This window comes from Haloferax sp. YSSS75, from assembly GCF_046764215.1.
GTDB lineage: Archaea > Halobacteriota > Halobacteria > Halobacteriales > Haloferacaceae > Haloferax.
On record NZ_CP177206.1, the window covers coordinates 2690320 to 2712818 of the forward strand.

Here is a 22499-nt window from a genome sequence, read left to right on the forward strand (position 1 = left end):
ATCGGGACTTTGTGGACCGAGCGTCGACATCAGCGTGGCACGTCTCGTGGTCGAAACGAGTCGCGCGTCGAAGAGATGGACGTTACTCCGTGCGGTGCGGTTGGACCGGCCCACCGACGTCACGCTCGAACTCGTCGAACACGTCGACGCCGTCCGGCAGGTCGTAGGGAATCTCGCGTTCGTCTGCCAGTCGCTCGCCACCGGCGTCGAGTGGTTCGGCCACGTCTTCGAATCCGGGTTTGATTTTCACGCTCTCGGCGGGCGTGCCGACGGCGATGTGGTGGGCGGGAACGTCCCCCTGAACGATAGCGCGAGCACCGACGATAGCGTTCTCACCGACGTGAGTACCGGCGTTCACCATCGCGTCGTAGGTGATGCGAGCATCGTCGCCAATCGTCGTGTGATAGTTGCGGACTTCGGTCTGGTCGACGACGTCGTGAGCGTGAGTGTAGATGTGCACGTCGTCGGAGATTGAGACGCGGTCACCGATGGTGAGTTTCCCTCTGTCGTCGAGGTGGACGTTGTCGTGGATGACCGTGTTGTCGCCGACGGAGATGTTGTGGCCGTACGAGAACGTGACGCCCTTGAAGATTCGAAGGTTGTCACCCGCCTCTTCGAACAGGTGGCTAGCGAGCATCTGTCGGAACCGCAGCGCGAAATCGACGTTGTCGGCCATCGGTGTCGCGTCGAACTGCCGCCAAAGCCACTGGAGATACTTCGACTGCTCGAACTTCTCGGCGTCTTTCTCGGCGTAATACTCGGATTCGAGCGTCGCGTTGCACGGGTTGTACCCCTGCAATCGGACCCGCGCGGCGGGCGAGACGGGTTTGCCACTCTGCCATCGTTCCCACGCTTCTCGGTCACCGAAGAGGTCGATGAGCGTCTCTTGGACGACCTGACACGTGTCTTCGTCCGACGACAGCCGTTCGTCTACGTCGTCGATGAAGGCCTGCAGACCCTCCTCGGCGTCGTCCGGAAGCGAAACGTGGACCTTCGTCATTACCATCTCGTTTGCCGTCAACGTTCAAATGGGTTCGGTTGTGCATAGTCCGCCACAGGCGATGAACGGGCAAAATTCGCTGGATATAGCGTGGAGAGAAATAGACCACTATGCCTGTAGTAACTGCCGCGATAAATGGTGAGACATATCCCACCCGAGAAAGTTCGTCCACCTATGAGTGAACGGCCCACACGAGAGACTCCGGCGTGGACGCGGGCGCACGCCGAGGGACTCCACCGCAACGACACGAACGTCGCGCCGATAATCTACCCACCAGACGAACGACTCGACGAGGAACTCCACATCTGGGACACGTGGTTGCTCCGCAACCGCGATGGTTCTATCGCAGAAATCGACGGCCGACGCGTCATCTTCGCACTCACGTCGCCGTCGGACCTGCTTCCCGGGAAGCGCCACGACGTGGCGACCATCCGCTATTTCTACTCGACCGATGGCGAGAACTGGACGACCGGTGGCCGCGTCTTCGACGGCGGCTCCCTCGGCCAAAGACAGTGGGCCGGGTCCGCGATGTACGACCCGGACGGCGACGAGGGCGAGGTGTACTTCTACTACACCGCCGCCGGCGAAGACGGCGCCGACGACCTGACCTACACACAGCGCCTCGCCCTCGCGACGGGTGGAACCGTCCACACCGACGATTCCGGACTCCGTATCGACGGTCCGTGGGACCACCGCGTCCTCCTCACGCCCGACGGCGACTGGTACGAACGCGAAGACCAGTCGCGCGGGATGATTTACACCTTCCGTGACCCGTGGTTCTTCGAGGACCCACAGTCCGGCGAGACGTACCTCCTCTTCGAAGCCAACACGCCCGTTCCCGAGGGCGCAGGCGAGTGTGACGACCCGGTCTGGGAAGAGTTCAACGGCAGTATCGGCATCGCCCACTCACCGACGGGAGACCCGACTGAGTTCGAACTCCGACCACCGCTGTTAGACGCCGTCTGCGTCAATCAGGAACTCGAACGGCCACATCTGGTCGTCCGCGACGGCACCTACTACCTCTTCATCTCCAGTCACGTCCACACGTTCGCGCCCGGACTCGACGGATACGACGCACTCTACGGGTTCGTCGCCGACGACTTACGCGGCGACTACGAACCCCTGAACGGTCACGGGATGGTGCTCACCAACCCGGAGAACGCCTCCTTCCAGTCGTACTCGTGGCTCGTCTACGACCACGGCGACGAACTCCTCGTCACGTCCTTCTTCAACTACTTCGACTACGACCGACCGAGTCTCGACGACGTGGCTCTGCTCCCACCCGAAGAACAGATGCGACGCTTCGGCGGGACACTCGCCCCGACAGTTCGTCTCGGACTCGACGGCACCGAGACGGATATCCTCGGGACACTCGACCACGGACACCTCCCGCTTCGACGTGAGGCGCTTCCAGAATCGTGGTGGGAACAGACCGACCGAGACGGCGGCGACAGTTACTACTGATAGAGATTGTCGTAGCCGACCGAAGTTAGTCTCGGCTTCGCGCGTCGAACGCCGCGTCGAGTTCCCACGCGTCGAAGTTGCGGAGTTCGACCCTCCCGTCCTGCGTCTCACTCCTTGCGCCGACGGTGACGCCATCTGCGTCCGCCCGCGTCGGATAGACGCGCGTCGTGAGACAGCGACGTTCGTCCGCGAACAGTTCGAGGACGGAGCCATCGACGAAGACACGAAGCGACAGCGAGTCGCCGTCGACGGGCATCGAGCGCGGTTCACGGTCCACGTCGTGGGTTCGACTGCTGTGTTCTCTGTCGACGACGACCCGTTCGCCGTCGTATCCGACGGTGGTTCGTTCCAACCCTGCCGGCGACTCGAACAGGTCGAGTTCGAACACGCCTCCGTCGGCGACGGCCACGTCGAAGTTCAGTTCGTAGGCGTTGCCCGACACGGGAAGCGACGTGCTGTCGCCAGCGCCGAGTGACTGGTCGGCGAGCGAGACGTGCCGCCCACGGAGGGTTTCGAGTTCGCGCGCCGGACGTTGGGTGAGTGTCCCGTGTTCGTCGACGGAGAGTTCTCGCGGGAGCGAGAGCGTACCCGACCACCCGGCGTGCCACTGTGACTCGACTCCGCGGCCCTCTTTGACCCATCCCCACGAGAGCGTTCGGCCGTCGTCTGCGACAGTCGACTGCGGTGCGTAGAAGTCGCCGTAGTCGAGGAGTCCCTCGCTTTCGACGTCGAAGTCGGGAGCGTCGAGGTCAGCACGCCCGACGAAGTACCGAACGTCCGCGTAGTTCGAGACGTGGAGCAGGTCGTACTCACCGAACTCGAGGAGTTCGGGGCACTCCCAGACGGTGCCGTGGCCTTCGGTTCCGGCGTGGAGTGGGCCGACGTACTCCCACTCACGGAGGTCAGACGACCGATAGAGGAGAGCGACGCCGCCCACCTCGGAGATGGCCGACCCGATGAGTTGGTACCAGTCGTCACCGACTTTCCAGACGGCGTGGTCACGGAACTCCGCTGCCCAGTCGTCGGTTCTGAGGACGTCTACGTCGTCCGGGGCGGCCTCGATAATCGGGTTGTCGGGGTCTCTCTCCCACGACCGGAGCATCGGGTCCGTCGTCGTCGCCAGACACGGCAGTTGGTGGTGGTCTCGGCCACCCGTGTAGAGAATCGTCGGGGTGCCATCGTCGTCGACGACGGCACACCCGGACCAGCATCCGTCCCGGTCCGGGCCGTCGGGGTCCGGCGTGAGGGCGACGGGGTGGTCCTCCCAGTGGACGAGGTCCTCACTCGTCGCGTGCCCCCAGTGAATCGTCCCGTGGAACGGGCCAGCGGGGTTGTACTGATAGAACATGTGGTACGTGCCGTCGAACTGGATGACGCCGTTCGGGTCGTTGACCCAGTTCGCCGGCCCGGCGAGGTGGTAGCGCGGTCGGTGGTGGTCGTCGGCGAGGCGTTCGCGCATCGCGGTGAATCCGTCCGCGTCGGTCGGCCGGTCCGTGAACGTCGGTCTGCGGTGGTTGTCACCACCGAGGAGTGCGAGTGCGTTTCTGAGGACGTGTTCGTTCGACCCCATCGTCTCGAACTCGTGGCCGCGGTGCGAGAGGAACGACACTTCGGCACCGATGCCGTACACCACACCCTCGCCCCGTTGCCACTCGACTACCGAGTTGAGATTGACGAGATAGTCGTCGCCGTGGACGACGCTCGCCAGAATCTGCCCGTCGGCAGGGAGAATCTGCTCGTACCGCGCAAACGGACGGGGGACCTCCGGTGGTTGCATGTGGACACCGAGCGTGTCGAATCCCTCGAACAACGGGTGGTCGGCGTGAATCGACTTGGCCAACAGACCCGTCGGGTGGGGCGAACTCTCGGTGCCGACGGCGTCGGGTGCGACGGGGTCGACACCCAGTTCCTCGACTGCGGAGAGAGCGTTGAGTGTGAGGAGGAGGCCACCACCGCCTCGGAGATACGAATCCACTGCGTCGGCACAGTCGGCGGCGAGTTCACGTCGTTCGTCGTCGAGTTGCAGGTCGCAGTGCCACCAGACGACGTCGAACGCGGAGAGGTCGATAGCCCCGTCAGCGAGTGCGTCGAGCGAGACAGTCTCGACGGACGCAATCGTCGTCGCCCAATCTCGTGCCACACGCTGTTCGTCCGTGAGTTCCGTCACGACGACGAACCCAACGCGGACGGAAAGTTCATCCATTGTCGGCGCAGTTAGTGGTCATCGGTCATGAATCCGCGGATTCGTGCGCACACGAGCAAAGTCACACAAAACCGAGCGTCCACGAGGGGAATCCGCTTGCGGGAACGAAACACACCCAATAAGTTACCGGGATTCTAAGGGCCGTCCATGAACTACCGCGAACTCGGGACCTCCGGTATCGAAGTCAGCGAGGTTGGCTTCGGTGCGTGGGTCGTCGGGACCGACTGGTGGGGTGACCGCTCGGACGAAGACTCCATCGAGATGATTCACCACGCCATCGACCAGGGAATCAACTTCTTCGATACGGGTGACGTCTACGGCATGGGTCACTCCGAGGAAGTCGTCGGTGAGGCGCTCGCCGACTACCGAGACGAGGTGACTATCGCGACCAAAGTCGGCTACGACTTCTACAACAACCCGCAGGCAGGCCACGGTGAACTCCCCAAGGAAATTACCGGCGAGTGGGTCCGCGAAGCGACCGAAAAGAGCCTCGAACGACTCGACGTTGAGTACGTCGACCTGCTGCAACTCCACAACGCGAACGTCGAGGAAGTCACGCCGGACGTCCTCGAAACGCTGGACGAACTGAAAGAAGAAGGCCTCATCGAGGCCACTGGCTGGGCACTCGGCCCTTCAATCGGCTGGCTCGCCGAAGGTGACATGGCCATCGAAGAGGAGTTCGACGCGCTCCAAATCGTCTGGAACATGTTCGAACAGGAGGTCGGAAACCACTTCCTCGACACCATCGAGGAAACCGGGTCGGACACGAGTCTCATCGCTCGCGTCCCTCACTCCTCGGGCCTCCTGAACGAGCAGGTCCGCCCCGAGACGGAACTCGGCAGCGGTGACCACCGTGGCTTCCGCCCCGACGAGTGGTACGAGACTGGCTGGGAGAAACTCGAGACCCTCCGCTTCCTCGAACGCGACGGCGAGCGCTCGATGGCACAGGCCTCCATCGCGTGGCTCCTCGGATTCGACGCGACGGCGGCAGTCACGCCCACCTTCCGCACGAAAGACGACATCGACGAGTGGGCCGCCGCCTCCGACGTGCCGAAACTCTCCGACGACGAGATGCAGCGTGTCGCCGACCTGTACGCCGACAACTTCGGCATCGACCGCTTCGACGGCATGGACGCACTTCGCTCGTCTATCGGTGGAGACGACATCCGCGCCGCCGGACTCGACAAACGCGTCGCCGAAGGCGCACGCAACGAAGCGTAGATGGTTCACCTGCGGACCATCCTCGGAATCACTGCCGTCGCACACGTCCTGCTCGCGTGGTTGGTCAGTCTCGACGCCCGAAAACGCGGTGACGACGCGAGTCGGTGGATAGTCGCGACGCTCCTCACCGGCGTCTTCGGTGCCGCAGACTACGTCCGTCGCGGGCGGTAACCACCGACAGTCGGACGCGAACCCACCGGTCCCCACCCACTACCGACGCGCCACTCACACCCAGAACTGCTTTTTGCATTCCTGACAACGGTCACATATGAACTCGCTCGAAACCCTCCGCGAGCGTGGAGTCGGTGGCTACGTTCACGACCATCCGTGGCAGTTCGCAATCCTCATCGGCGTCGTCGGGGCCGCACTCGCGGTGTCGAACGGCGTGAACCCGTTCCCCGCGTTCGTCGGGATGTTCCTCGTCGGTGCCGTCCTCGGTCTGGGGTACTCCTACGTGATGGACTTCCTCTCCGGGAGACTCTCGTGGGAGGGAACCGAACAATCGGCACCAGTTGAAGACGTCGACCCGGAGGCCGCACTTCACACGCTTCGCGAACGCTACGCCGACGGAGAGTTGTCCGACGCCGAGTTCGAGACGAAAATACAGCGACTGCTGGAGACTGAGTCGGTCGATTCGGCCCGTGAATACGCCTCACGGCGCGACACCGGCCTGGAACGCGAGGAAGCGTAACCGGACCAAAAGAGACACAACGACCGACAGTGAGAGGCGGGTAATGCGACCGTCATTCGTCGAACTACTACCCGACCTACTCGAACTCCTCGTCTTCGGTCTCGGGAGCGCCGCGCTCTCTATCGCCGGCGCGTACATCGAGCGATTCGCACTGCTGACCGTCCAGCACGGCGACCCCGGATTCGGCGCGTGGGCTCTCGTCATGGGCGCGGCAGTGCTCTACTTCGCGTACCTCCTCGGGACGGACAAGTTCCACCCGAAACTGCGAGAAGTCCGCGCCGCTCTCGCATAGCCACCTTTTGCTGCACTCGCTTCGCTCGCTGGCAAAATCTGGACCAAAAGGTTCGTCACCCCCATTCGGGGGTTTCTCACCCCGCTCCCGTTGGTCGCGGTACTATCTCTACGCGAGGAACACGTGTCGCGGGCGGTCCGCGAGCACGTCACGGCCCCACTGGACCGTGTCGCGGAAGGCGTCAGAGCGGAAGAAGCCCATCGCGTCTTCCTGCGAGCGCCACTGACTGGCGATGAACATGTCGTTCTCGTCTTCGAGGTTGACCATCAGGTCCGTGTCGAAGTGGCCCTCCATGTCGTCGAGGAGGCCACCGACGACACCGAACTTCTCGACGAAGTCCTCGCAGTGGTCGGGTTTTACGGTGTAGAACATCCCCATCGTCCCGAAGCCAGACTCCTCGCCAGCGCGCTCGACGATACCCGGAAGCTCAGAGAGGAATCCAGCGGCCGTCTCGGCGGCGGATGCCGTCTCCCAGATGGAGACGACGGCGGTTCGGCCGCGTTCGTTGGCCTCGTAGACGGCCGTCTTGACGTGGGTCGGGTAGTGGTCGAAGTTGCCGCGGAGGCCGTCGACTTCGTCGAACAACTCCTCGGAGTCCGCCTCTGAGTACAGCACCGTCGCGTAGACGTCTTCGCCGTGTGGCTTGCCGGCGTAGATGTTCAGGTCTTCGAGTTCGCCGCGGATATCCTCGTCCGCGCTCTCGTCGTCCGACGACTCGTCGCCGTGGTGGCCGCCTTCACCGTGGTGACTTCCGTCACCCTCTCCGTGGTGGTGGCCGCCTTCGTCGTGCGCGTGGGCGTGGTGGTGCGACTCGTCGCCGAACTCGCTCGTCGGGACGGCGTCGCCCGCGAGGAACGCGCCGAGGTCCGACGGCGGGAAGCGACGGCCGACGTAGAACTGGTCGAACTCGCCGTAGAGACTCGACACCTCGTCGAAGCGCATCTCGTAGACGATGTCCTTGATGTCCGTCGGGTCGTCGCCGAAGAGGGTGACTCCCCACTCCCAGTCGTCGAATCCGACAGACGAGGCGATGACCTGCTTGATTTTGCCCGCGTACTTACGACCCGTGTCGCCGTGAGTGGACATGAGTTCGCGGCGCTCGTCGAACGGCAGGTCGTACCAGTTGTGTTGCTCGCCGCGGCGTTTCGACATCGGGTAGAACGACATGTAGGTATCCTCCGGGATGTCGGGCTTGAGTTTGCCCTCGATGTAGCGGAGGAGTCCGGTGTCGATGTCCTCTTTGTTGCCCTCGAAGTAATCGTCGGAGACGTAGCCCGAGACTTCGGTGACGGAGACGTAGGAGGTTGGTTGCTCCGTGAAGGCGGCGAACGCAGTCTGTTCGAATTTTCGTTCGGCCCGAGAGAGGGAGTCCAGCGTCGGTCGGAAGTGGACGACGACGAAGTCGGCCTTGTGGCCGAGGACGGAGAAGACGGCAGACGTGCCCTCCTCGTCGTCTTCGACCGCTTCGTGGGCGTCGAGATAGGCGACGCCGTCTTCGATTGCTCGCTTCCGTTCGTGTTCGGGCGCGTCCCGCCACGCGTCCCAGTCGACGGTTCGGAAGTCGTGCAGCGCGAACCAGCCCTCGTCGGTCTGTGGGGCCTCTACCATACCGGGGTTTTAGGATTCATCCGGTATTGAAGTTGCGAGTCGTCGCCGGAAGGTGAGAAGACGGACAGTGACCGTGAGACGGCGGTTCGGCGGCCTACCCGCCGAGAACCGTCGGACCGAATATCATGAGCAACAGCGACGCGAGCATCGTCAGTCCGATGGACGTGGTGATAGTCCGAACGACGGTGTGTCTATCGTCGACTGGGAGTCGCGAGACGATGGCTTCCGTCCCGGTGCGGAGGATGCGCCCGCCGTCGAGGGGATAGCCGGGGATACAGTTGAACAGTCCGAGTTGGAGGTTAATCCACGCCGTCCAGAACAGCAGGTTGGCGAAAATGAAGACACCCCCACCGAGGAAGCCGAAGGGCCCACCGACCTGATAGAAGTTGATGATTTCGCCGGTGAACCCGGGGAAGTTGGGTATCCCGAGGACGACGGAGGCCAGCGGTAACAGAAGCGAGACGTAGACGAGTTGCAGCGGCGACCCGCCGAAGGCGTTGCCGACGCCACCAGCACCGTCACCGCCGTCACCGCCGAGGAGCGAGAGGTAGGTTCCGGCGGGGTACTCACGCGTCCCGAAGTCGGTCAACAGCAGTCCGCTCGTCCCATCGAAGATGTTGACGCCGAGGAAGCCGTTTCCGTCCTGTGGGTTCTCACCGAGCGTCACGGAGACGGTTCGGAACTCGCCGTCCTGATACACTTCGACCGGGACGGTCTGGCCGGGGTCCGTCGCGTCGAGTGCGACCTGCAGGTCCGTCGAAGAGGTGATGCGCGTATCGTCGAAACTCGTGACGATGAGCGTGGACGTCGCGCCCGTGGCGTTGTACAGCGGTCGGTCTTCGGCGACGTTCGTGATGTACGCGCCGACCGGAATCGTCCGCTCACCGGCCGACGTTTCGAGTCGAGCGAATCGCGAGTCACCGACGACGTCCTCGAATCCAGCACGGGTGTAGACGGGCGTCCCGTTGACCGCCGTGACGCGAATCGGGTCGCCACCGGACTCGACAGTCAGGTTCGCAGGGTTGCCAGCGACCGACCCCGCGACGATGAGTTCACGAGTCACCGACGTCGTGCGCTCGCCGTCGAGTTCGGCCGTCACGGTTCGGTCGGACGAGGCGAGCAACGCCGCGTCGAGGTCCTGTGTCGTGTTGACCGGCGTGCCGTCGATGGCAGTCACGCGGTCACCACCGGTGATACCGGCGGCGTCGGCGGGCGACCCGGCGTACGCACCGGCCACAGCGATACCGGGTGCGACGGAGATAGACCCGATGACGGGGCCGAACAGGAGTGCGAACGCGACGATAGTGACGGCGAAGTTGTTGGTGACGCCGGCGGCGAACATCCGCGACTTCCCGCCACGGTCAGCGCGGCGCTGACTCTCTTCGGACGGTTCGACGAACGCACCGATGGGAAGAATCGTCAGCAGGACGATGCCCATCGACTCCACGTCGATTCCTTCGACGCGACTGAGGATGCCGTGACCGCCCTCGTGGACGACGAGGCCCACGAGGAGGCCGAAGAGAATCTCCGGGGCGACAGACAGCGGGAGGAAGTCGTTGACCCCAGGGATGACGAGGAAGTTCTGGGGTTGGTTGACCTGCGAGGGCGCGGGCGGACTCTGGACGATGAGGACGGCCTGATACAACAACAGGACGAACGTCCCGACCATAATCACCAGCGCGATGCCGAGGCCGACGTTGCTCCACGCACGCCAGAAGCGCTTGGGCGCCGCGAGTGTGTCGAGTAACTCACGTCCGCGACGCGTGTGGACGGTCGTAAGAGGGCCCTGGACGCGGACGTATTCGGGAAGAATCCCACGAGTACGCAACAGCGTCGCGAGGAGAGAGTAGGCGATGAATCCGACGAGGATCCACAGCAGCGTATTCATCGCCCGAAAGGAAGCGTCGCGCGCCAAAAGGCGTTCGGGTTACGGTACCCAGACAGTCGGCGGGGACAGTTCCCCGACGCGCTCGAATCGTTACTCTTCGTCGGACTCGTCGTCCGGGGACTCGATTTCGACTTCGACGGCATCGTCGTCTGCCGCTTCGGCGTCGTCACCCGTCGTCTCGTCGCCGGCTTCCGGGTCGTGTTCGACCGAGACGGTCGCTTCGTCGTCCGATTCGCTCGCGTCCGCCGCCTCGGCTTCGTCGTCGAGGTCGATGTCCGTGAACAGTTCGTCGTCCACCGACGAACGCAGGCGGTAGACGACGTAGGCGACGCCGACCAACAGGAGGGCGACGAGGAAGAGACGGCCGTAGGACCGGCCGCCCGACGCGGTGGTGTCGACGTCTTCCTGTTCGGAGTCGGCGTCGAACTCTTCTAATTCGACGTCGAACTCGTCTTGCGATTCTTCGACGGCTTTGATGAAGTCGATGAGAGACATGTGAAATCACTGCGGCGGGGCCGCATCGGGTCGCTCGCGGGGAACGGACCTGTCGAAAGTACGCGCGACGAGAACATAAGTAGTCCCCCAGAAGGTCTTTATCCCATGACGGTGGCATCCGAACCCATGTTCGACAGTGCCTCCTACGAGGTCCGACAGAAGGTGTCTATCAGCACCAAGTACGTCGTCTACGAAGACGACGCGGCGTCGGGTGACGAGACGCCGATTCTCTCCGCGAAGAAGAAGAAGTTCAAACTGAAAGAGGACTTCCGCCTCAACGACTACGAGACCGGTGAAGAGCGCTTCCGCGTGAGAGCAGACAGCGTCCTCGACGTATCGGCGGCCTACGACATCGTGGACAGTCAGACCGGAGATAGAGTGGGTGCGGTCAAACGCGGTGCGTTCTCGTTCGCGAAACACACCTACCAACTGCTCGGGCCGGACGGGTCGGTGGTCGGACGCATCGTCGAAGACAACGTCCCGATGGCCGTCGCTCGACGGGTTATCACGACGCTGATTCCCTTCTCGTACCGCGTCGAGGACCCTGCCGGCGACCCTATCGGCACCATCGACGAACGGTTCTCACTCCGCGACACCTACGATATCGACATCGAACGTGAGGAAGTAGACCCGCGACTCCTCGTCGTCGGGGCCGTCGTCATCGACGCCATAGAAGAGAACTGACCGCCAGAGTGGTCGAGTCGCTCCCCGAACGCCGTCACGAGGGTGAGTGACTCAAAGAGTCGTTTGACATATAGTCAATTATTCAACACTATGGGGCGAACCGAACGACTGTATGTTCGATGGAACTGGTCTATTGAGTCGTGCCCTCCTCGTCTCCGTCGTCCTCCTCGGGGCGATAGTCGGAGGCGGAGCGGTCGTAACGGCACAGGACGACTCGGTATCGCTACACAAAGACGACGGGCGCGTGACCGTCTATCCGACGGAAGACGCGACGATTCGGGGAACGTCGGACCTCTCGGCCGGCGAGAACCTGTCGATTCGGCTTCAGTCCTCGGGAGACACGCAACCCCGATTCCTCAAAACAGACCAGGTGACCGTCGGCGAGGACGGAAACTTCAGCGCGACGTTCGACTTCAGCGAGATGTCCACGAACGCGACGTTCACCGTCACCGTCGTCGATGGGTCCGAGACAGTCGCCGAGGCGGAGGGCGAAGTCGTCTCCGAACCCGAGACGACCACGACTGAGGATTCGACCGAATCGCTCGTCCCCGGATTCGGTGTCGTCGCGGCAGTCGGTGCCCTCGTCGCACTCACGGCGGGTGCGCTCCTCGTCGGTCGGCACTGAAGAGAGAAAGACAGCGGTGAGACGCGTCGTCAGGCCTCGCGGCGGAGGCGTGTGACGACGAACTCCTGGTCTAACTCGCCGAGGAACTCACCGAGACGCGGCCCCTGCGTCGCGTCGAAGAAGAGGCGATACCCAGCGGCGAAGAAGTCGCCCATCTCGATGTCGTTGCGGCGGGCAGTCTCGTAAATTTCGCCCTGAATCGCCTCGCCGTCGTGGTTGGCTTCGACGAAGTCGGCCAGTTCGTCGAGTGCCGCCTCGACTGCCGGGTCGAAGTCGAACTCGGGGAGTTCGACCTGCAGGCGGTAGTTGTACTCGTTGTCCATCGTCTCTGCCCAGTGGCGGGCGCGTTCGACGCGGGCGAGTGCCTCTTCGACCACGTCGTCGGGCGTGTCGTCGTCGAAGAAGCCCTCGTTTTTCGCCATCTGCTTGCGGAGTTCCTCGTCGTCGGTCATCCCGAGGACTGCCGCGAACGTGTAGGGCAGGCGGATACGGTCTTCGCGCACGTCGTCGACGACGAAGGGGTACGCGCGCTCTGCGAATCGGGTGAGGTTCTCGTCGTCCACCTCGCCGAAGTACGCGCGTTCGAATCGGTCGAAGTCGTCGACCAACTGGTCGAGACGCGAGAGGTCGAGGTCACGGGCCTTCCGCGGGTTGAGCGCGAAGAAGTAGCGGAGTACCTCGGGTTCGAGCAGTTCGAGCATCTCCGAGACGGTGACGATGTTTCCGGCCGACGAGGAGAGTGCCTCGCCGTTGAGCGTGAACCACTCGTAGACCATCGGAATCGGCGGTTCGAACTCGAGGACGTTCTCCGCGATGTCCTTGCCAGAGGGCCACGACCCCTCGGCGTGGTCCTTGCCGAACGGTTCGAAGTCGACGCCGAGGACCTGCCACTGACCGGGCCACTCGAAGCGCCACGGCAGTTTGCCCTCGCGGAACGTCGCCGTCCCTTCGTGGCCACACCCGTCGATGGTGTTGTCGCCGACAGTCATGTCGGTACAGACGTACTCGACGGTGCCGGCATCGAGGTCGACCGACGTGACCGTCTCCGTAATCTTCCCGCACTCTTCGCAGACGGGGTTGAACGGGACGTAGTCTTCGTCGACCTTCGACTGGTACTTCGAGAGCACCTCGCGCGCGCTGTCGATGTTCTCGAGGACGTGTTCGACCACCGGGTCGAAGTCGCCGTCTTCGTACATCTCGGTGTTCGAGAGCATCTCCACCGGGATTTCGAGGCGGTCGGCGTCGGCCTTCAACAGCGCGGCGAAGTGGGCCGCGTAGGACTCCTCTTCACCGAAGGGGTCGGGAATAGCCGTGTAGGGCTTGCCGAGGTTGCGCCCGAGTGCGCCGGCATCGACTTCGCCGAGTCCGACGATGTTCCCGTCTTCGTCGGCGAGTTTTCGGGGGAGTTTGCGGAGTGGGTCTTTGTCGTCACTCGTGAAGACCTGGCGGACCTCGTGGCCGCGTTCGCGGAGGACTTCGGCGACGAAGTAGCCGCGGATAATCTCGTTGAAGTTGCCGAGGTGGGCGACTCCGGAGGGCGAGACGCCGCCCTTGATGACGATGGGTTCGTCGGGGTCTCGCGCCTCTATCGCGTCGGCGACGTCGTCGGCCCAGAAGTCGCGGTGGTCGTCGTTCGACCCTGCCGCCTCGTCGAAGACGTCGGGGGACTCGTCTTCGGCAGCGTCGGTGGTGGCTTCGTCCGTCGTCATCTCACTGGACCCAGTAGGTCGGTTCGTCGCCACCTTCGGGGATGATGTCGGTCCCGGAGTGTTCGCCGCGAAGCACCGCAGGCGCGATGCGTTCGGGGTCGGTTCCGTCGAGGACGATAGTGCGCATCTTCGCGCGCTCGATGAGTTTCGCGGCCAGCAGGTCGACCGGTGCGGACGACCCGGCGTTCATCTCGATGTCGGCGATGACGTCGACGAGTTCGCCCGCGGCCATCTCCTCGAACTTCGTCGCGTCGGGGTCGGTCTTGGGGTCGGAACTGAACACGCCGTCGACGCTCGTCGCGTAGACGAGCAGGTCGGCGTCGACGTACTCCGCGAACGCCGCCGCGACGGCGTCAGTCGTCTGTCCCGGCATGACGCCGCCCATCACGGAGATGTCGCCGCGGCGGATGGCGTCGCCAGCGTCCTCGTAGTCGTGGGCGACTTTCGGGTCGACCTGCGGCCCGAGCGCCGCAATCAACAGACGGGCGTTGATTCGGGTCACGTCGATACCGATCTGGTCGAGTTGAACTTCGTTCGCACCGAGTTCACGGGCCGCACCGATGTAATCGCGGGCGACGCCGCCGCCGCCGACGACCGCCCCGATTTCACACCCCTCTCGCGCGAGCGTCTCGACGACCGACGCGTGTGCCTCCACACGTTTGGGGTCGAGGTCCGGCGCGAGTACACTTCCGCCGATGGAGATGACGACTCTCATTGCACACGGGTATCAGTGAGCGCATCTTAAGGGTTATCAAGTGCGAGACACCCGGTTCGGGGGGTTTAAACCAGTCTCGCGGCGACTACGGGTATGCGACTCGTCACCGTCGAGACTATCACCTTCATCGTCGTCGGGTGGGGACTCGCCCTCGGCGCGCTCTTCGTCCGCTACTATCGCGGCGAGTTCGATAGCCGGACCGGCCTCTACTGGGTCGTGGTGGCGTGTTTCTCTATCGGGTGGGCGCTCTGGCAGTACGACACGCTCCCTGCGACGGCCGATACCGCTGTCGGCGCCCTCGCACCGTGGATCGGGACGACGCTGGGCCTCGCCGGGGCCGGCATCTCGCTGTATCTGTATCGGACCCGACCGACCGAAGGCGACGGGCAGACGTAATCGGCGCAATCTTAAACTGACGCGGGACGTGAGGCTCTGTATGCACGTACTTGGCGTGGTCGGTCCGGGCGCAACCGTCCTCTGTGAGCGACTCGCTCCACGACTGGACGGGCGTGTCGCCACCGTCGAATCCATCCCGAGCACCGCGGCACAGTCAGAAACCACGGCGGGTGTCAGTGGGTCGTACGGACTCACACCCGACGGGAACTGGATGGGCGGCGGCGACGACCAGACGCTCGATTCGCTTCTCGACGAACTCTCCGCACAGTACGACTACACGCTTCTCACCGGGTTCCCCGACGCGGACGTCCCGACAGTCACCCTCGGTGAGGCCGACGCAAAAACCGTCGTGACCTCCGCAGACGACCAGGCAGACGTCGATATCGAGGAACTCGCCGGAAAACTCGACTCCTTCGAACCACACATCACGCTCGAATCGCTGGTCGAACAGATAAAAGACGACCCGCAGGCAGAGTACGCAGGCGCGATTGCCACGTTCACCGGTCGGGTGCGCGCGAAAGACGCCGAAGACGACAATCGGACCGTCACCCTCGAATTCGAGAAGTACGACGGCGTCGCAGAGGCCAAGATGGCGACCATCTCCGAAGAACTCGAAGCACGGGACGGCGTCTACCGCGTCCTCATGCACCACCGCGTGGGGAGCATCGAAGACGGCGAGGATATCGTGTTCGTCGTCGTCCTCGCGGGACACCGAACCGAGGCGTTCGAGACTGTCGAAGACGGTATCAACCGGTTGAAAGACGAAGTTCCCATATTCAAAAAGGAGACGACAGTCGAAGAGGAGTTCTGGGTCCACGACCGCTGAGCACCCGGCCCACCCGTTCAGGAGGCAGTGGCCGACGCACACGCAGAATCAGCGGTCATTCGAGGCCCATATTGCCCCAAAATGGCGTTTTTTGTGCCTCAGTTGAGGTATAGTTGAACCACATTAAATAGGGAAATTAAATAGAGAAATAATCCCTCAAAGTAGTCTATAAAATGTCTAAGCGTTTCTAAAAGAATCGTAAAATGGACTCTTTTTGTCGGTTTATGCTGAAAGCGTTCGAACTAATCTCAACGTTCCTCCCTTTATAACACCTCCTGGAAGGTATAATGGAGTGAGGTGACTCAGATGAGCGTTACAGCACCCCCCTCCACCGATGGCAGCTCCAAAGAAGACCGTCTCAAGCAGTACCTGAGCGACCGTGCGAAGGACGGAGAGATGTACTTCAAGAGTAAGTTCATCGCAGACGACGTTGGACTGTCTCCGAAAGAAATCGGCGCCCTGATGGTCAAGCTTCGCGACTCCGCGACCGACCTGACCATCGAGAAGTGGTCGTACACGAGCGCGACCACGTGGCGCGTCGAAGCTGCCTGAGGCTGAACACACCGAACGCCCCCTGAACGGCCCCGAGAGATTCTCTCTCGCCACACAGAACACCACTCGACGACCAACCAATCGGTCTCACACCCACCCCCCACACCAGCCAACTGCTGCACCAATCGTTCGCCTCCCTGTCCACCACCCCCTAAACGGTACCCGACCCCACTACGTCGACGCCGGGTCCATCCGCCGGCGTTCTCTTACTTGCGCCCCGTTTTTGTCGCCGCGTTCGTAGCGACGGGACTCTCCTACTAGTCACGATTCCGTCGCGTCACGGGGTTTATGCACGTCGCACGCCTACCCCACGGCAATGGAACAGGCCGAATCGGCGGACGGACCGCCGGTCGAAGTACTTCGTGCCGTCTTCGACGTCCAAGAGACACGAACCGACGGAGAGCGACTCGTCTACTACGGGGAGTCGCTGGTCCCCGAGCAGATGCTCCTCCGTGAGGTGTGGCCCGCGTTCCGCCGGGCCGGATACGAAGTACAAGCGCAGACGACGAGACTCGGTGGGACCGATATCGTCGTCGCCGAACCCGTCTCGACCGGTAACGGCGGCATCCCGTGGAAGAACCTCGCGCTCTTCGTCGCGACTATCGTCTCGACGATGTTCGTCGGGGCCGTCGGCTGGTACTACGTCCCGTTCTCCGACCTGGTGGCGAACCCACTGCTCGCACTCAAGGCGTGGCCCTTCACGGCCGCTATCCTCGGCGTCCTCTCCGTTCACGAACTCGGACACTACCTGATGGGGAAGTACCACGGCGTCAACGTCTCGCTACCCTATCTCATCCCCTTCATCTTCCCATTCGGCACCCTCGGCGCGATTATTCGGATGCGTGGCCAGATGCCAGACCGGAAGGCGCTGTTCGACATCGGCGTCGCCGGCCCCCTCGCCGGACTCGCGGCGACGATTGTCGTCACCGGTATCGGTCTCTCGCTCGAACCGCTCACCGTCCCCGCGTGGGCGTTCTCGGGCACCAGTGACGTCATCGTCTTCAACAACCCGCCACTCCTCGACGCTATCGCCGCGGCACTCGGGCAACCGACCGAGTATCCAGACCCCCGAACCGTCGTCCACCCCGTCGTCATCGGTGGCTGGGTCGGGATGTTCTTCACCGTCCTCAATCTGCTTCCAGTCGGCCAACTCGACGGTGGCCACATGGTCCGAGCGATGCTCGGCGAACGGCAGGAGTCGCTCGCCGCGACGGTTCCGCTGTTCCTCTTCGGTATCGCTGGCTATCTCTACTACGTGCGTGGTCTCAGTATCAACGAGTCCGTCGGCCTCTGGTTCTTCTGGGGCCTCCTCTCGACGTTCATCGCCTACAACGGGCCCGCAGACCCGGTGGACGAGACGCCACTTGGTCCGGGGCGAATCGCCATCGGCCTGTTCACGTTCGCACTCGGCGCGGCGTGTTTCCTCCTCGTGCCGATTCAGGTGATTCCGGCGTAATCATAATCACCGAATTTTCCTCGGTGCCGCTTCCCCGGACTCACGTCTGTGGCGCACGCCGGACGAAGAACACGTCGGCAGCGACGAACACCGCGACGGCGACGAACGCGACGGCGAACAGCGGGACCATGAGGTCGGTGAACGTTTCGAGTCGTCCGGCGGCCGCCAGCGACTGTGTGACACCCGTCAACGCCAACAGCGTGTGGAAGACGACTGTCGCGTACACGTCACGGGTCCCGAAGTAGACGAGACTCGTCACCACGCCGACGACGGTGAGCAACGCAACCTGTGGAAGCGTGTTGAACGGCGGACTGTGCCCGACGTGGTAGACGCCGAAGAGGACGCTCGCAGTCACGATGGCGACACCGATTGCGACGTACCTGTTCGACCCACGAGCGCGAAGGAGCGCTTCGACTGTCCCCCCGACGAGCACCCAACAGACCACGACTTCCGCGATGGAGGTGGGAACCACCTGTGCGAAGACGTTCGCGACGACGACAGAGTCCGTCGTCGGGGGGTTCTGGACGACGTACAGCGCAAGTCCCACCACACCAGCGGCGACGACGACGGCGATGGTTCGGACCAGCGGTCTAAATCCGATGCGGTCGGGTGTGACGACGCCCGACGCGACGATTCGCCGGACGACCAACATCGCCAGCAGTGTGCCGACGAGGAGATTGGCGACGACAGCGTACACCAACCTGTCGAGCGTCGCATCCGGGCGCAGGAGTGTCTGTATTCGCCCCTCGAAGACGAACGTGGCGACGACCCACAGGACGTACACACCCACCGCGGCGAGTACGAACTCACGGGGCGTACCCGTCCCCGAAGCCAGACGCGATACCTGTCGCTGGACCGGTGACTCAGAAGCCATACTAGATGATTCTCACCAAGTACGATAGCACGAATCACTGGTTCTCCCGTCCAGAGAACCATCAGGGAAACCAGACCGTCTTCCCGGTCAGTCGCCGCCGTGGGTGTACCCACGGTCCGGAACCGCCTCGCCGTCCGCGACGACTTCCGACCCCGCCGTCGCTCGCCCGACGACGGTGAGCGGAACGTCCACCTCGTCGCGGACCGCGTCGAGTTCGGCCTCGGGGACGGTGAACACCAGTTCGAAGTCCTCCCCGAAGTACGCCGAGAGGTCACGGGCGTCGTCGTCGTCAGTCGCGACGTCGCCGACTGCGTCGTGGACCGGGAGTGCGTCCCAGTCGAGTTCGAACCCACAGTCGCTCGCTTCGGCGAGTTGGTGGACAGAGCGGGCCAGACCGTCGCTCGAATCCATCATCGCCGTCGCAACGTCGCGGAGTTCGACACCGGCGGCGACACGTGGCGTGAACTGGAACAGGTCGTTCCCGCGGTCCGTCTCGCCCGCCTCGAACAGCCGAACTGCCGCGGCAGAACGGCCGAGTTCACCCGTCACACAGAGCAGGTCACCCGGATTCGCACCGGAGCGGAGGACTGGGTCGTCGGTGCGACCGATAGCCGTACTGACCGCCGTGAACTCGCGGTGGGTGTCCAGGTCACCACCGACGTACTCCGCCGAAACCGCATCACACACGTCGCGTGCGCCCTGCACGAAGGCTCTGAGCGCTGCCTCGTCGAGTTCGGGCGCGGCGTAGGCTGCGACTGCGCACGTGGCCGTCGCCCCCATCGCGGCCACGTCAGACAACGACGCACCGACTGCTCGCCACCCTGCCGTGTAGCGCGTCGTCCCGGCAGGGAAGTCCGTCGCTTCGTGCAGCATGTCCGTCGTGACGACCAGACCATCGACGATTGCGGCGTCGTCGCCCGCGCCGGGGAGGTCCGCAGCGAGCAGTCGGAGGGCGGTACGCTCGTCCATACACCCGACGTGTCGCCCCCGGCGGAAATGTCCATCTATCCGCTGGTCGACTGTCGAACCACCCGACCGCCCCCATCTCGTCCGTTCAATCCGGTGGCTTAATGCCGTTCGTGGACCCACTTCGGGCAGATGGCCCGCGAGAATATTCGAGCGACGGTCCTCGGGTTCGCCGCAGCGTTCGTCGTGTTTGCCGTCCTTTTCTACTTCGCGGGCGTCGACGAACTCGTAAACCGACTGACGATGGTGAGTCCGGCCTTTCTGGTAGGACTGTTCACCATCACGATACTCTGGTTGGTCACGTGGGGCGTCTCTCTGAAGACGGTTCTCGGCGTCCTCGGCGTCGACATCTCCGTCGTCCGGTCGTTCCTCGTCTTCACGGGGGCGATGTTCTCGAACAACATCACGCCGTTCGGACAGGCCGGTGGCGAACCCGTCACGGCGCTTCTCATCTCGCGGAGCACCGACACCGAGTACGAGACGGGACTCGCGGCTATCGCCAGCGTGGACACTATCAACTTCGTCCCGTCTATCACGATTGCCCTCATCGGCGCGGGCTACTACGCGACAGAGGTCACCCTCGGCCGTAACCTCGAAATTGCCCTCGTCGCCGTCGTGGGCCTCGCCATCGGCGTCCCCACCGCCGTCTACATCGTGTGGGAACGACGCTACGAACTCGAACGGAAGCTCATCCACGCGCTGACGCCGATTATTCAGACCGTCGCCCGGTACATCCCTCGCATTCGCGTCCCGACGACGGACGGCGTCGAGCGCAGAATCAACGGGTTCTTCCGCTCCATAGAGCGTGTCGGGCGGAACCCACGCGGCCTGGCAGTCGCACTGGGCCTGTCTGGACTCGGATGGCTCTTCCAGATGGTCGGTCTGTGGGTGGCCTTCCACGCCATCGGTGCACCGATTGCCTTCTCTATCGCACTGTTCGTCGTCCCCATCGGTGCAATCGCCGGTGTGACACCACTGCCGGGCGGTGCGGGCGGCATCGAGTGGACGCTCGCCATCCTCGTCGCGGCGGCCAGCGGTGCCGTCTCGTTCGACGTGGCGACGGCCGGTGTCGTCCTCTTCCGCGGGTTCATCTACTGGGTTCCGACGCTCCTCGGCGGCATCGTGATGAGCCTCGAGAGTGCTCGCGGGTGGCGAGGCTAATCGGTCGTATCTTGGAGTGTGGGTCCGACACACGCCGGTCGGCACGCAGGAGCCTCCAACTGCCCGTATCAGGCGAATACGATGCCTTTAAACGCGACGATTAAGAACCAATAGCCATGGTAACCATCTATGACGTCCCGGCGGACGCCCTCATCGAAGAGGTCGCCGGACGACTCGAGGACCGTATCGAGCAACCCGACTGGATGGCCTTCGCAAAGACCGGCCAGACCCGTGAACTGCCACCACAACAGGACAACTTCTGGTTCGTCCGCGGTGCCAGTCTGCTCCGCAAAGTCGCGATGAACGGCCCGGTCGGCGTCGACCGTCTCTCCACCGAGTACGGCGGCCTCAAGCGTGGGTCGACCCGCTACCGCGTCTCCGGTTCGCACAGCGACACCGGCAGCAAGAAGATTATCCGCAAACTCCTCCAGCAACTCGAAGAAGAGGGTCTCGTCGAGACCGGCAAGGGTGAGGGTCGCCGCATCACCGCCGAGGGGAGCAGCTTCCTCGACAACGCCGCCGACGACGTCCTCGCCGACCTCGACCGTCCGGAACTCGAGCGCTACGCGTAGACGACGCCGACACACTCCCGAGAGTTCTTCTTCGGCCGTAAACCCCGCAGAGACCCGTTTGTACACCGGTCCGTAATGGTTTTCAGACGGCAGGCCGTGCGCTAGTGTATGAGTGGCAGCCCAGACGATGAGCGACTGGAGGAGCTTCGAAAGAAGAAGATGCAGGAACTCCAAGAGCAAGCAGGCCAAGGAAGTTCCCCAGAACAACAGCAGGCCGAAGAGGCGGCCCAGCAGCGTGCCGAACAGCAGAAACAGGCCCTCCTCAAGCAGTATCTGACCGACGAAGCGCGCCAGCGCCTCAACGCGGTCCAGATGTCCAAACCGGACTTCGCAGAGCAGGTCGAACGCCAAATCGTCGCCCTCGCACAGAGCGGTCGTATCCAGGGCCGCATCGACGACGACAAGATGAAGGCGTTGCTGAAAGAGCTCCAACCGGAGTCTAAGAGCTTCAACATTCGACGCCGGTAATTCGTGGAACTCGCGCTCCTCTACAGCGGCGGGAAAGACTCTTCGCTCGCCGCACTGCTTCTCGATTCGTTTTACGACCTGACGCTCGTGACGGCGCACTTCGACGTCACCGACGACTGGAGGTACGCCAGAGACGCCGCCCTCGAACTCGGCTACGAGTTCGAGACGCTGGAACTCGACCGGGACGTCGCCGAGGAGGCCGCCACCCGGATGGTCGAAGACGGCTACCCGCGGAACGGCATCCAGAGGGTCCACGAACACGCGCTAGAGGCCGTCTGCGGCCTCGACTTCGACGCCGTCGCAGACGGTACGCGCCGTGACGACCGTGTCCCCTCTATCTCACGGGCACAGGCGCAGAGTCTCGAAGACCGTCACGGCGTCGACTATCTCTCCCCCCTGTCGGGGTTCGGCCGTGGTGCAGTGGACCGACTCGTCGACTCCCACCTCGACGTGGAGACGGGGCCGTCCGACGAGATACCCAAGGCGGACTACGAGGGCGAACTCAGACAACTCATCGCCGACGAACACGGTGTCGAGGCCGTCGAGGAAGTCTTCCCCGACCACATCCAGAGTTACGTCCACGGCCGCCTGTAGTCGTCACACGCCTCAACACGTGAACTCGGGACCGAGTTG

Annotated in this window: 24 protein-coding genes; 15 read left to right on the top strand and 9 right to left on the bottom strand. The window is 63.3% G+C overall.

The features are described from left to right. Positions 1 to 82: 82 nt before the first annotated feature. Positions 83 to 1000 carry an acyltransferase gene (locus ACK3R5_RS14085; RefSeq protein WP_411964700.1) on the bottom strand — a complete coding sequence of 306 codons (918 nt, stop codon included), beginning with the start codon at positions 998 to 1000 and terminating at the stop codon, positions 83 to 85. A gap of 174 nt (positions 1001 to 1174) precedes the next feature. Between ACK3R5_RS14085 and ACK3R5_RS14090 the strand changes: the two genes are divergently transcribed. Beyond that, the gene (locus ACK3R5_RS14090) at positions 1175 to 2464 is read left to right on the top strand and encodes a glycoside hydrolase family 68 protein (protein WP_411964701.1); all 1290 of its coding nucleotides are present in this window, start codon (positions 1175 to 1177) and stop codon (positions 2462 to 2464) included. A 25-nt stretch (positions 2465 to 2489) separates the two neighbouring features. Here ACK3R5_RS14090 and ACK3R5_RS14095 read toward each other — a convergent pair whose 3' ends face one another. Continuing rightward, the gene (locus ACK3R5_RS14095) at positions 2490 to 4667 is read right to left on the bottom strand and encodes a GH32 C-terminal domain-containing protein (RefSeq protein WP_411967415.1); all 2178 of its coding nucleotides are present in this window, start codon (positions 4665 to 4667) and stop codon (positions 2490 to 2492) included. A gap of 147 nt (positions 4668 to 4814) precedes the next feature. Between ACK3R5_RS14095 and ACK3R5_RS14100 the strand changes: the two genes are divergently transcribed. The 4 genes from ACK3R5_RS14100 to ACK3R5_RS14115 all read left to right on the top strand — a co-directional run bounded on the left by ACK3R5_RS14100 (position 4815) and on the right by ACK3R5_RS14115 (position 6871). Beyond that, positions 4815 to 5888: an aldo/keto reductase gene (locus tag ACK3R5_RS14100; protein WP_411964703.1), complete on the top strand. Its 1074-nt coding sequence runs from the start codon at positions 4815 to 4817 to the stop codon at positions 5886 to 5888. After that, positions 5889 to 6059: a hypothetical protein gene (locus ACK3R5_RS14105; protein ID WP_411964704.1), complete on the top strand. Its 171-nt coding sequence runs from the start codon at positions 5889 to 5891 to the stop codon at positions 6057 to 6059. 97 nt (positions 6060 to 6156) lie between these two features. Beyond that, entirely contained in the window at positions 6157 to 6579 is a 423-nt protein-coding gene (locus tag ACK3R5_RS14110) for an SHOCT domain-containing protein (protein WP_411967416.1), read from the top strand. 43 nt (positions 6580 to 6622) lie between these two features. Then, positions 6623 to 6871: a hypothetical protein gene (locus ACK3R5_RS14115; RefSeq protein ID WP_411967417.1), complete on the top strand. Its 249-nt coding sequence runs from the start codon at positions 6623 to 6625 to the stop codon at positions 6869 to 6871. 108 nt (positions 6872 to 6979) lie between these two features. Here the strand turns inward: ACK3R5_RS14115 and ACK3R5_RS14120 are convergent, their stop codons facing one another. The 3 genes from ACK3R5_RS14120 to ACK3R5_RS14130 form a co-directional block, all read right to left on the bottom strand. Then, positions 6980 to 8479 (bottom strand): heme-binding protein, encoded by a 1500-nt coding sequence (locus ACK3R5_RS14120; RefSeq protein WP_411967418.1) that lies wholly within the window; start codon positions 8477 to 8479, stop codon positions 6980 to 6982. A gap of 94 nt (positions 8480 to 8573) precedes the next feature. Beyond that, entirely contained in the window at positions 8574 to 10367 is a 1794-nt protein-coding gene (locus tag ACK3R5_RS14125) for a site-2 protease family protein (protein WP_411967419.1), read from the bottom strand. Between the two features lie 90 nt (positions 10368 to 10457). After that, a complete protein-coding gene (locus ACK3R5_RS14130; RefSeq protein WP_411964709.1) occupies positions 10458 to 10862 on the bottom strand; it encodes a hypothetical protein in 405 nt (134 codons plus the stop codon). 126 nt (positions 10863 to 10988) lie between these two features. Here ACK3R5_RS14130 and ACK3R5_RS14135 point away from each other — a divergent pair, with 126 nt between their 5' ends. Further along, positions 10989 to 11546, top strand: a complete 558-nt coding sequence (locus ACK3R5_RS14135; RefSeq protein WP_411964710.1) for a hypothetical protein — start codon at positions 10989 to 10991, stop codon at positions 11544 to 11546. A gap of 112 nt (positions 11547 to 11658) precedes the next feature. Continuing rightward, positions 11659 to 12171: a BGTF surface domain-containing protein gene (locus tag ACK3R5_RS14140; protein ID WP_411967420.1), complete on the top strand. Its 513-nt coding sequence runs from the start codon at positions 11659 to 11661 to the stop codon at positions 12169 to 12171. 29 nt (positions 12172 to 12200) lie between these two features. On the opposite strand, the gene lysS is transcribed toward ACK3R5_RS14140, so the two are convergent. Then, the gene (lysS, locus tag ACK3R5_RS14145; RefSeq protein ID WP_411964712.1) at positions 12201 to 13880 is read right to left on the bottom strand and encodes a lysine--tRNA ligase; all 1680 of its coding nucleotides are present in this window, start codon (positions 13878 to 13880) and stop codon (positions 12201 to 12203) included. Position 13881: 1 nt separating this feature from the next. Continuing rightward, the gene (pyrH, locus tag ACK3R5_RS14150; protein WP_411964713.1) at positions 13882 to 14595 is read right to left on the bottom strand and encodes a UMP kinase; all 714 of its coding nucleotides are present in this window, start codon (positions 14593 to 14595) and stop codon (positions 13882 to 13884) included. 93 nt (positions 14596 to 14688) lie between these two features. On the opposite strand from pyrH, the gene ACK3R5_RS14155 reads away from it, so the two are divergent. The 4 genes from ACK3R5_RS14155 (at position 14689) to ACK3R5_RS14170 (ending at position 17825) form a co-directional block, all read left to right on the top strand. Next, the gene (locus ACK3R5_RS14155; RefSeq protein ID WP_411964714.1) at positions 14689 to 14991 is read left to right on the top strand and encodes a hypothetical protein; all 303 of its coding nucleotides are present in this window, start codon (positions 14689 to 14691) and stop codon (positions 14989 to 14991) included. A gap of 40 nt (positions 14992 to 15031) precedes the next feature. Beyond that, a complete protein-coding gene (locus tag ACK3R5_RS14160) occupies positions 15032 to 15817 on the top strand; it encodes a molybdopterin synthase (RefSeq protein WP_411964715.1) in 786 nt (261 codons plus the stop codon). Between the two features lie 306 nt (positions 15818 to 16123). Beyond that, the gene (locus ACK3R5_RS14165; protein ID WP_411964716.1) at positions 16124 to 16369 is read left to right on the top strand and encodes a hypothetical protein; all 246 of its coding nucleotides are present in this window, start codon (positions 16124 to 16126) and stop codon (positions 16367 to 16369) included. 316 nt (positions 16370 to 16685) lie between these two features. Then, positions 16686 to 17825, top strand: a complete 1140-nt coding sequence (locus ACK3R5_RS14170) for a site-2 protease family protein (RefSeq protein WP_411964717.1) — start codon at positions 16686 to 16688, stop codon at positions 17823 to 17825. A 40-nt stretch (positions 17826 to 17865) separates the two neighbouring features. On the opposite strand, the gene ACK3R5_RS14175 is transcribed toward ACK3R5_RS14170, so the two are convergent. Together ACK3R5_RS14175 and thiL are read right to left on the bottom strand one after the other, a co-directional pair. After that, positions 17866 to 18699 (bottom strand): hypothetical protein, encoded by an 834-nt coding sequence (locus ACK3R5_RS14175; RefSeq protein WP_411967421.1) that lies wholly within the window; start codon positions 18697 to 18699, stop codon positions 17866 to 17868. Between the two features lie 87 nt (positions 18700 to 18786). Next, the gene (thiL, locus tag ACK3R5_RS14180) at positions 18787 to 19668 is read right to left on the bottom strand and encodes a thiamine-phosphate kinase (protein ID WP_411967422.1); all 882 of its coding nucleotides are present in this window, start codon (positions 19666 to 19668) and stop codon (positions 18787 to 18789) included. Between the two features lie 129 nt (positions 19669 to 19797). Between thiL and ACK3R5_RS14185 the strand changes: the two genes are divergently transcribed. From ACK3R5_RS14185 to ACK3R5_RS14200, 4 genes are all read left to right on the top strand, one after another. Then, on the top strand, positions 19798 to 20826 hold the full coding sequence (locus ACK3R5_RS14185) for a lysylphosphatidylglycerol synthase transmembrane domain-containing protein (protein WP_411964720.1): 1029 nt from the start codon (positions 19798 to 19800) through the stop codon (positions 20824 to 20826). A gap of 116 nt (positions 20827 to 20942) precedes the next feature. Next, positions 20943 to 21398, top strand: coding sequence for a 30S ribosomal protein S19e (locus tag ACK3R5_RS14190; RefSeq protein ID WP_411964721.1), 456 nt, complete (start codon positions 20943 to 20945; stop codon positions 21396 to 21398). Positions 21399 to 21506: 108 nt separating this feature from the next. Then, the gene (locus ACK3R5_RS14195; RefSeq protein ID WP_411964722.1) at positions 21507 to 21866 is read left to right on the top strand and encodes a DNA-binding protein; all 360 of its coding nucleotides are present in this window, start codon (positions 21507 to 21509) and stop codon (positions 21864 to 21866) included. A 3-nt stretch (positions 21867 to 21869) separates the two neighbouring features. After that, on the top strand, positions 21870 to 22460 hold the full coding sequence (locus ACK3R5_RS14200) for an alpha hydrolase (protein ID WP_411964723.1): 591 nt from the start codon (positions 21870 to 21872) through the stop codon (positions 22458 to 22460). Positions 22461 to 22499: the final 39 nt, after the last annotated feature.

Bases quoted from the DNA above. Each gene is read 5' to 3' on its own strand.
- ACK3R5_RS14085 (WP_411964700.1), bottom strand. From the start codon at position 1,000: ATGACGAAGGTCCACGTTTCGCTTCCGGACGACGCCGAGGAGGGTCTG.
- ACK3R5_RS14090 (WP_411964701.1), top strand. From the start codon at position 1,175: ATGAGTGAACGGCCCACACGAGAGACTCCGGCGTGGACGCGGGCGCAC.
- ACK3R5_RS14095 (WP_411967415.1), bottom strand. From the start codon at position 4,667: ATGGATGAACTTTCCGTCCGCGTTGGGTTCGTCGTCGTGACGGAACTC.
- ACK3R5_RS14100 (WP_411964703.1), top strand. From the start codon at position 4,815: ATGAACTACCGCGAACTCGGGACCTCCGGTATCGAAGTCAGCGAGGTT.
- ACK3R5_RS14105 (WP_411964704.1), top strand. From the start codon at position 5,889: ATGGTTCACCTGCGGACCATCCTCGGAATCACTGCCGTCGCACACGTC.
- ACK3R5_RS14110 (WP_411967416.1), top strand. From the start codon at position 6,157: ATGAACTCGCTCGAAACCCTCCGCGAGCGTGGAGTCGGTGGCTACGTT.
- ACK3R5_RS14115 (WP_411967417.1), top strand. From the start codon at position 6,623: ATGCGACCGTCATTCGTCGAACTACTACCCGACCTACTCGAACTCCTC.
- ACK3R5_RS14120 (WP_411967418.1), bottom strand. From the start codon at position 8,479: ATGGTAGAGGCCCCACAGACCGACGAGGGCTGGTTCGCGCTGCACGAC.
- ACK3R5_RS14125 (WP_411967419.1), bottom strand. From the start codon at position 10,367: ATGAATACGCTGCTGTGGATCCTCGTCGGATTCATCGCCTACTCTCTC.
- ACK3R5_RS14130 (WP_411964709.1), bottom strand. From the start codon at position 10,862: ATGTCTCTCATCGACTTCATCAAAGCCGTCGAAGAATCGCAAGACGAG.
- ACK3R5_RS14135 (WP_411964710.1), top strand. From the start codon at position 10,989: ATGTTCGACAGTGCCTCCTACGAGGTCCGACAGAAGGTGTCTATCAGC.
- ACK3R5_RS14140 (WP_411967420.1), top strand. From the start codon at position 11,659: ATGTTCGATGGAACTGGTCTATTGAGTCGTGCCCTCCTCGTCTCCGTC.
- lysS (WP_411964712.1), bottom strand. From the start codon at position 13,880: ATGACGACGGACGAAGCCACCACCGACGCTGCCGAAGACGAGTCCCCC.
- pyrH (WP_411964713.1), bottom strand. From the start codon at position 14,595: ATGAGAGTCGTCATCTCCATCGGCGGAAGTGTACTCGCGCCGGACCTC.
- ACK3R5_RS14155 (WP_411964714.1), top strand. From the start codon at position 14,689: ATGCGACTCGTCACCGTCGAGACTATCACCTTCATCGTCGTCGGGTGG.
- ACK3R5_RS14160 (WP_411964715.1), top strand. From the start codon at position 15,032: ATGCACGTACTTGGCGTGGTCGGTCCGGGCGCAACCGTCCTCTGTGAG.
- ACK3R5_RS14165 (WP_411964716.1), top strand. From the start codon at position 16,124: ATGAGCGTTACAGCACCCCCCTCCACCGATGGCAGCTCCAAAGAAGAC.
- ACK3R5_RS14170 (WP_411964717.1), top strand. From the start codon at position 16,686: ATGGAACAGGCCGAATCGGCGGACGGACCGCCGGTCGAAGTACTTCGT.
- ACK3R5_RS14175 (WP_411967421.1), bottom strand. From the start codon at position 18,699: ATGGCTTCTGAGTCACCGGTCCAGCGACAGGTATCGCGTCTGGCTTCG.
- thiL (WP_411967422.1), bottom strand. From the start codon at position 19,668: ATGGACGAGCGTACCGCCCTCCGACTGCTCGCTGCGGACCTCCCCGGC.
- ACK3R5_RS14185 (WP_411964720.1), top strand. From the start codon at position 19,798: ATGGCCCGCGAGAATATTCGAGCGACGGTCCTCGGGTTCGCCGCAGCG.
- ACK3R5_RS14190 (WP_411964721.1), top strand. From the start codon at position 20,943: ATGGTAACCATCTATGACGTCCCGGCGGACGCCCTCATCGAAGAGGTC.
- ACK3R5_RS14195 (WP_411964722.1), top strand. From the start codon at position 21,507: ATGAGTGGCAGCCCAGACGATGAGCGACTGGAGGAGCTTCGAAAGAAG.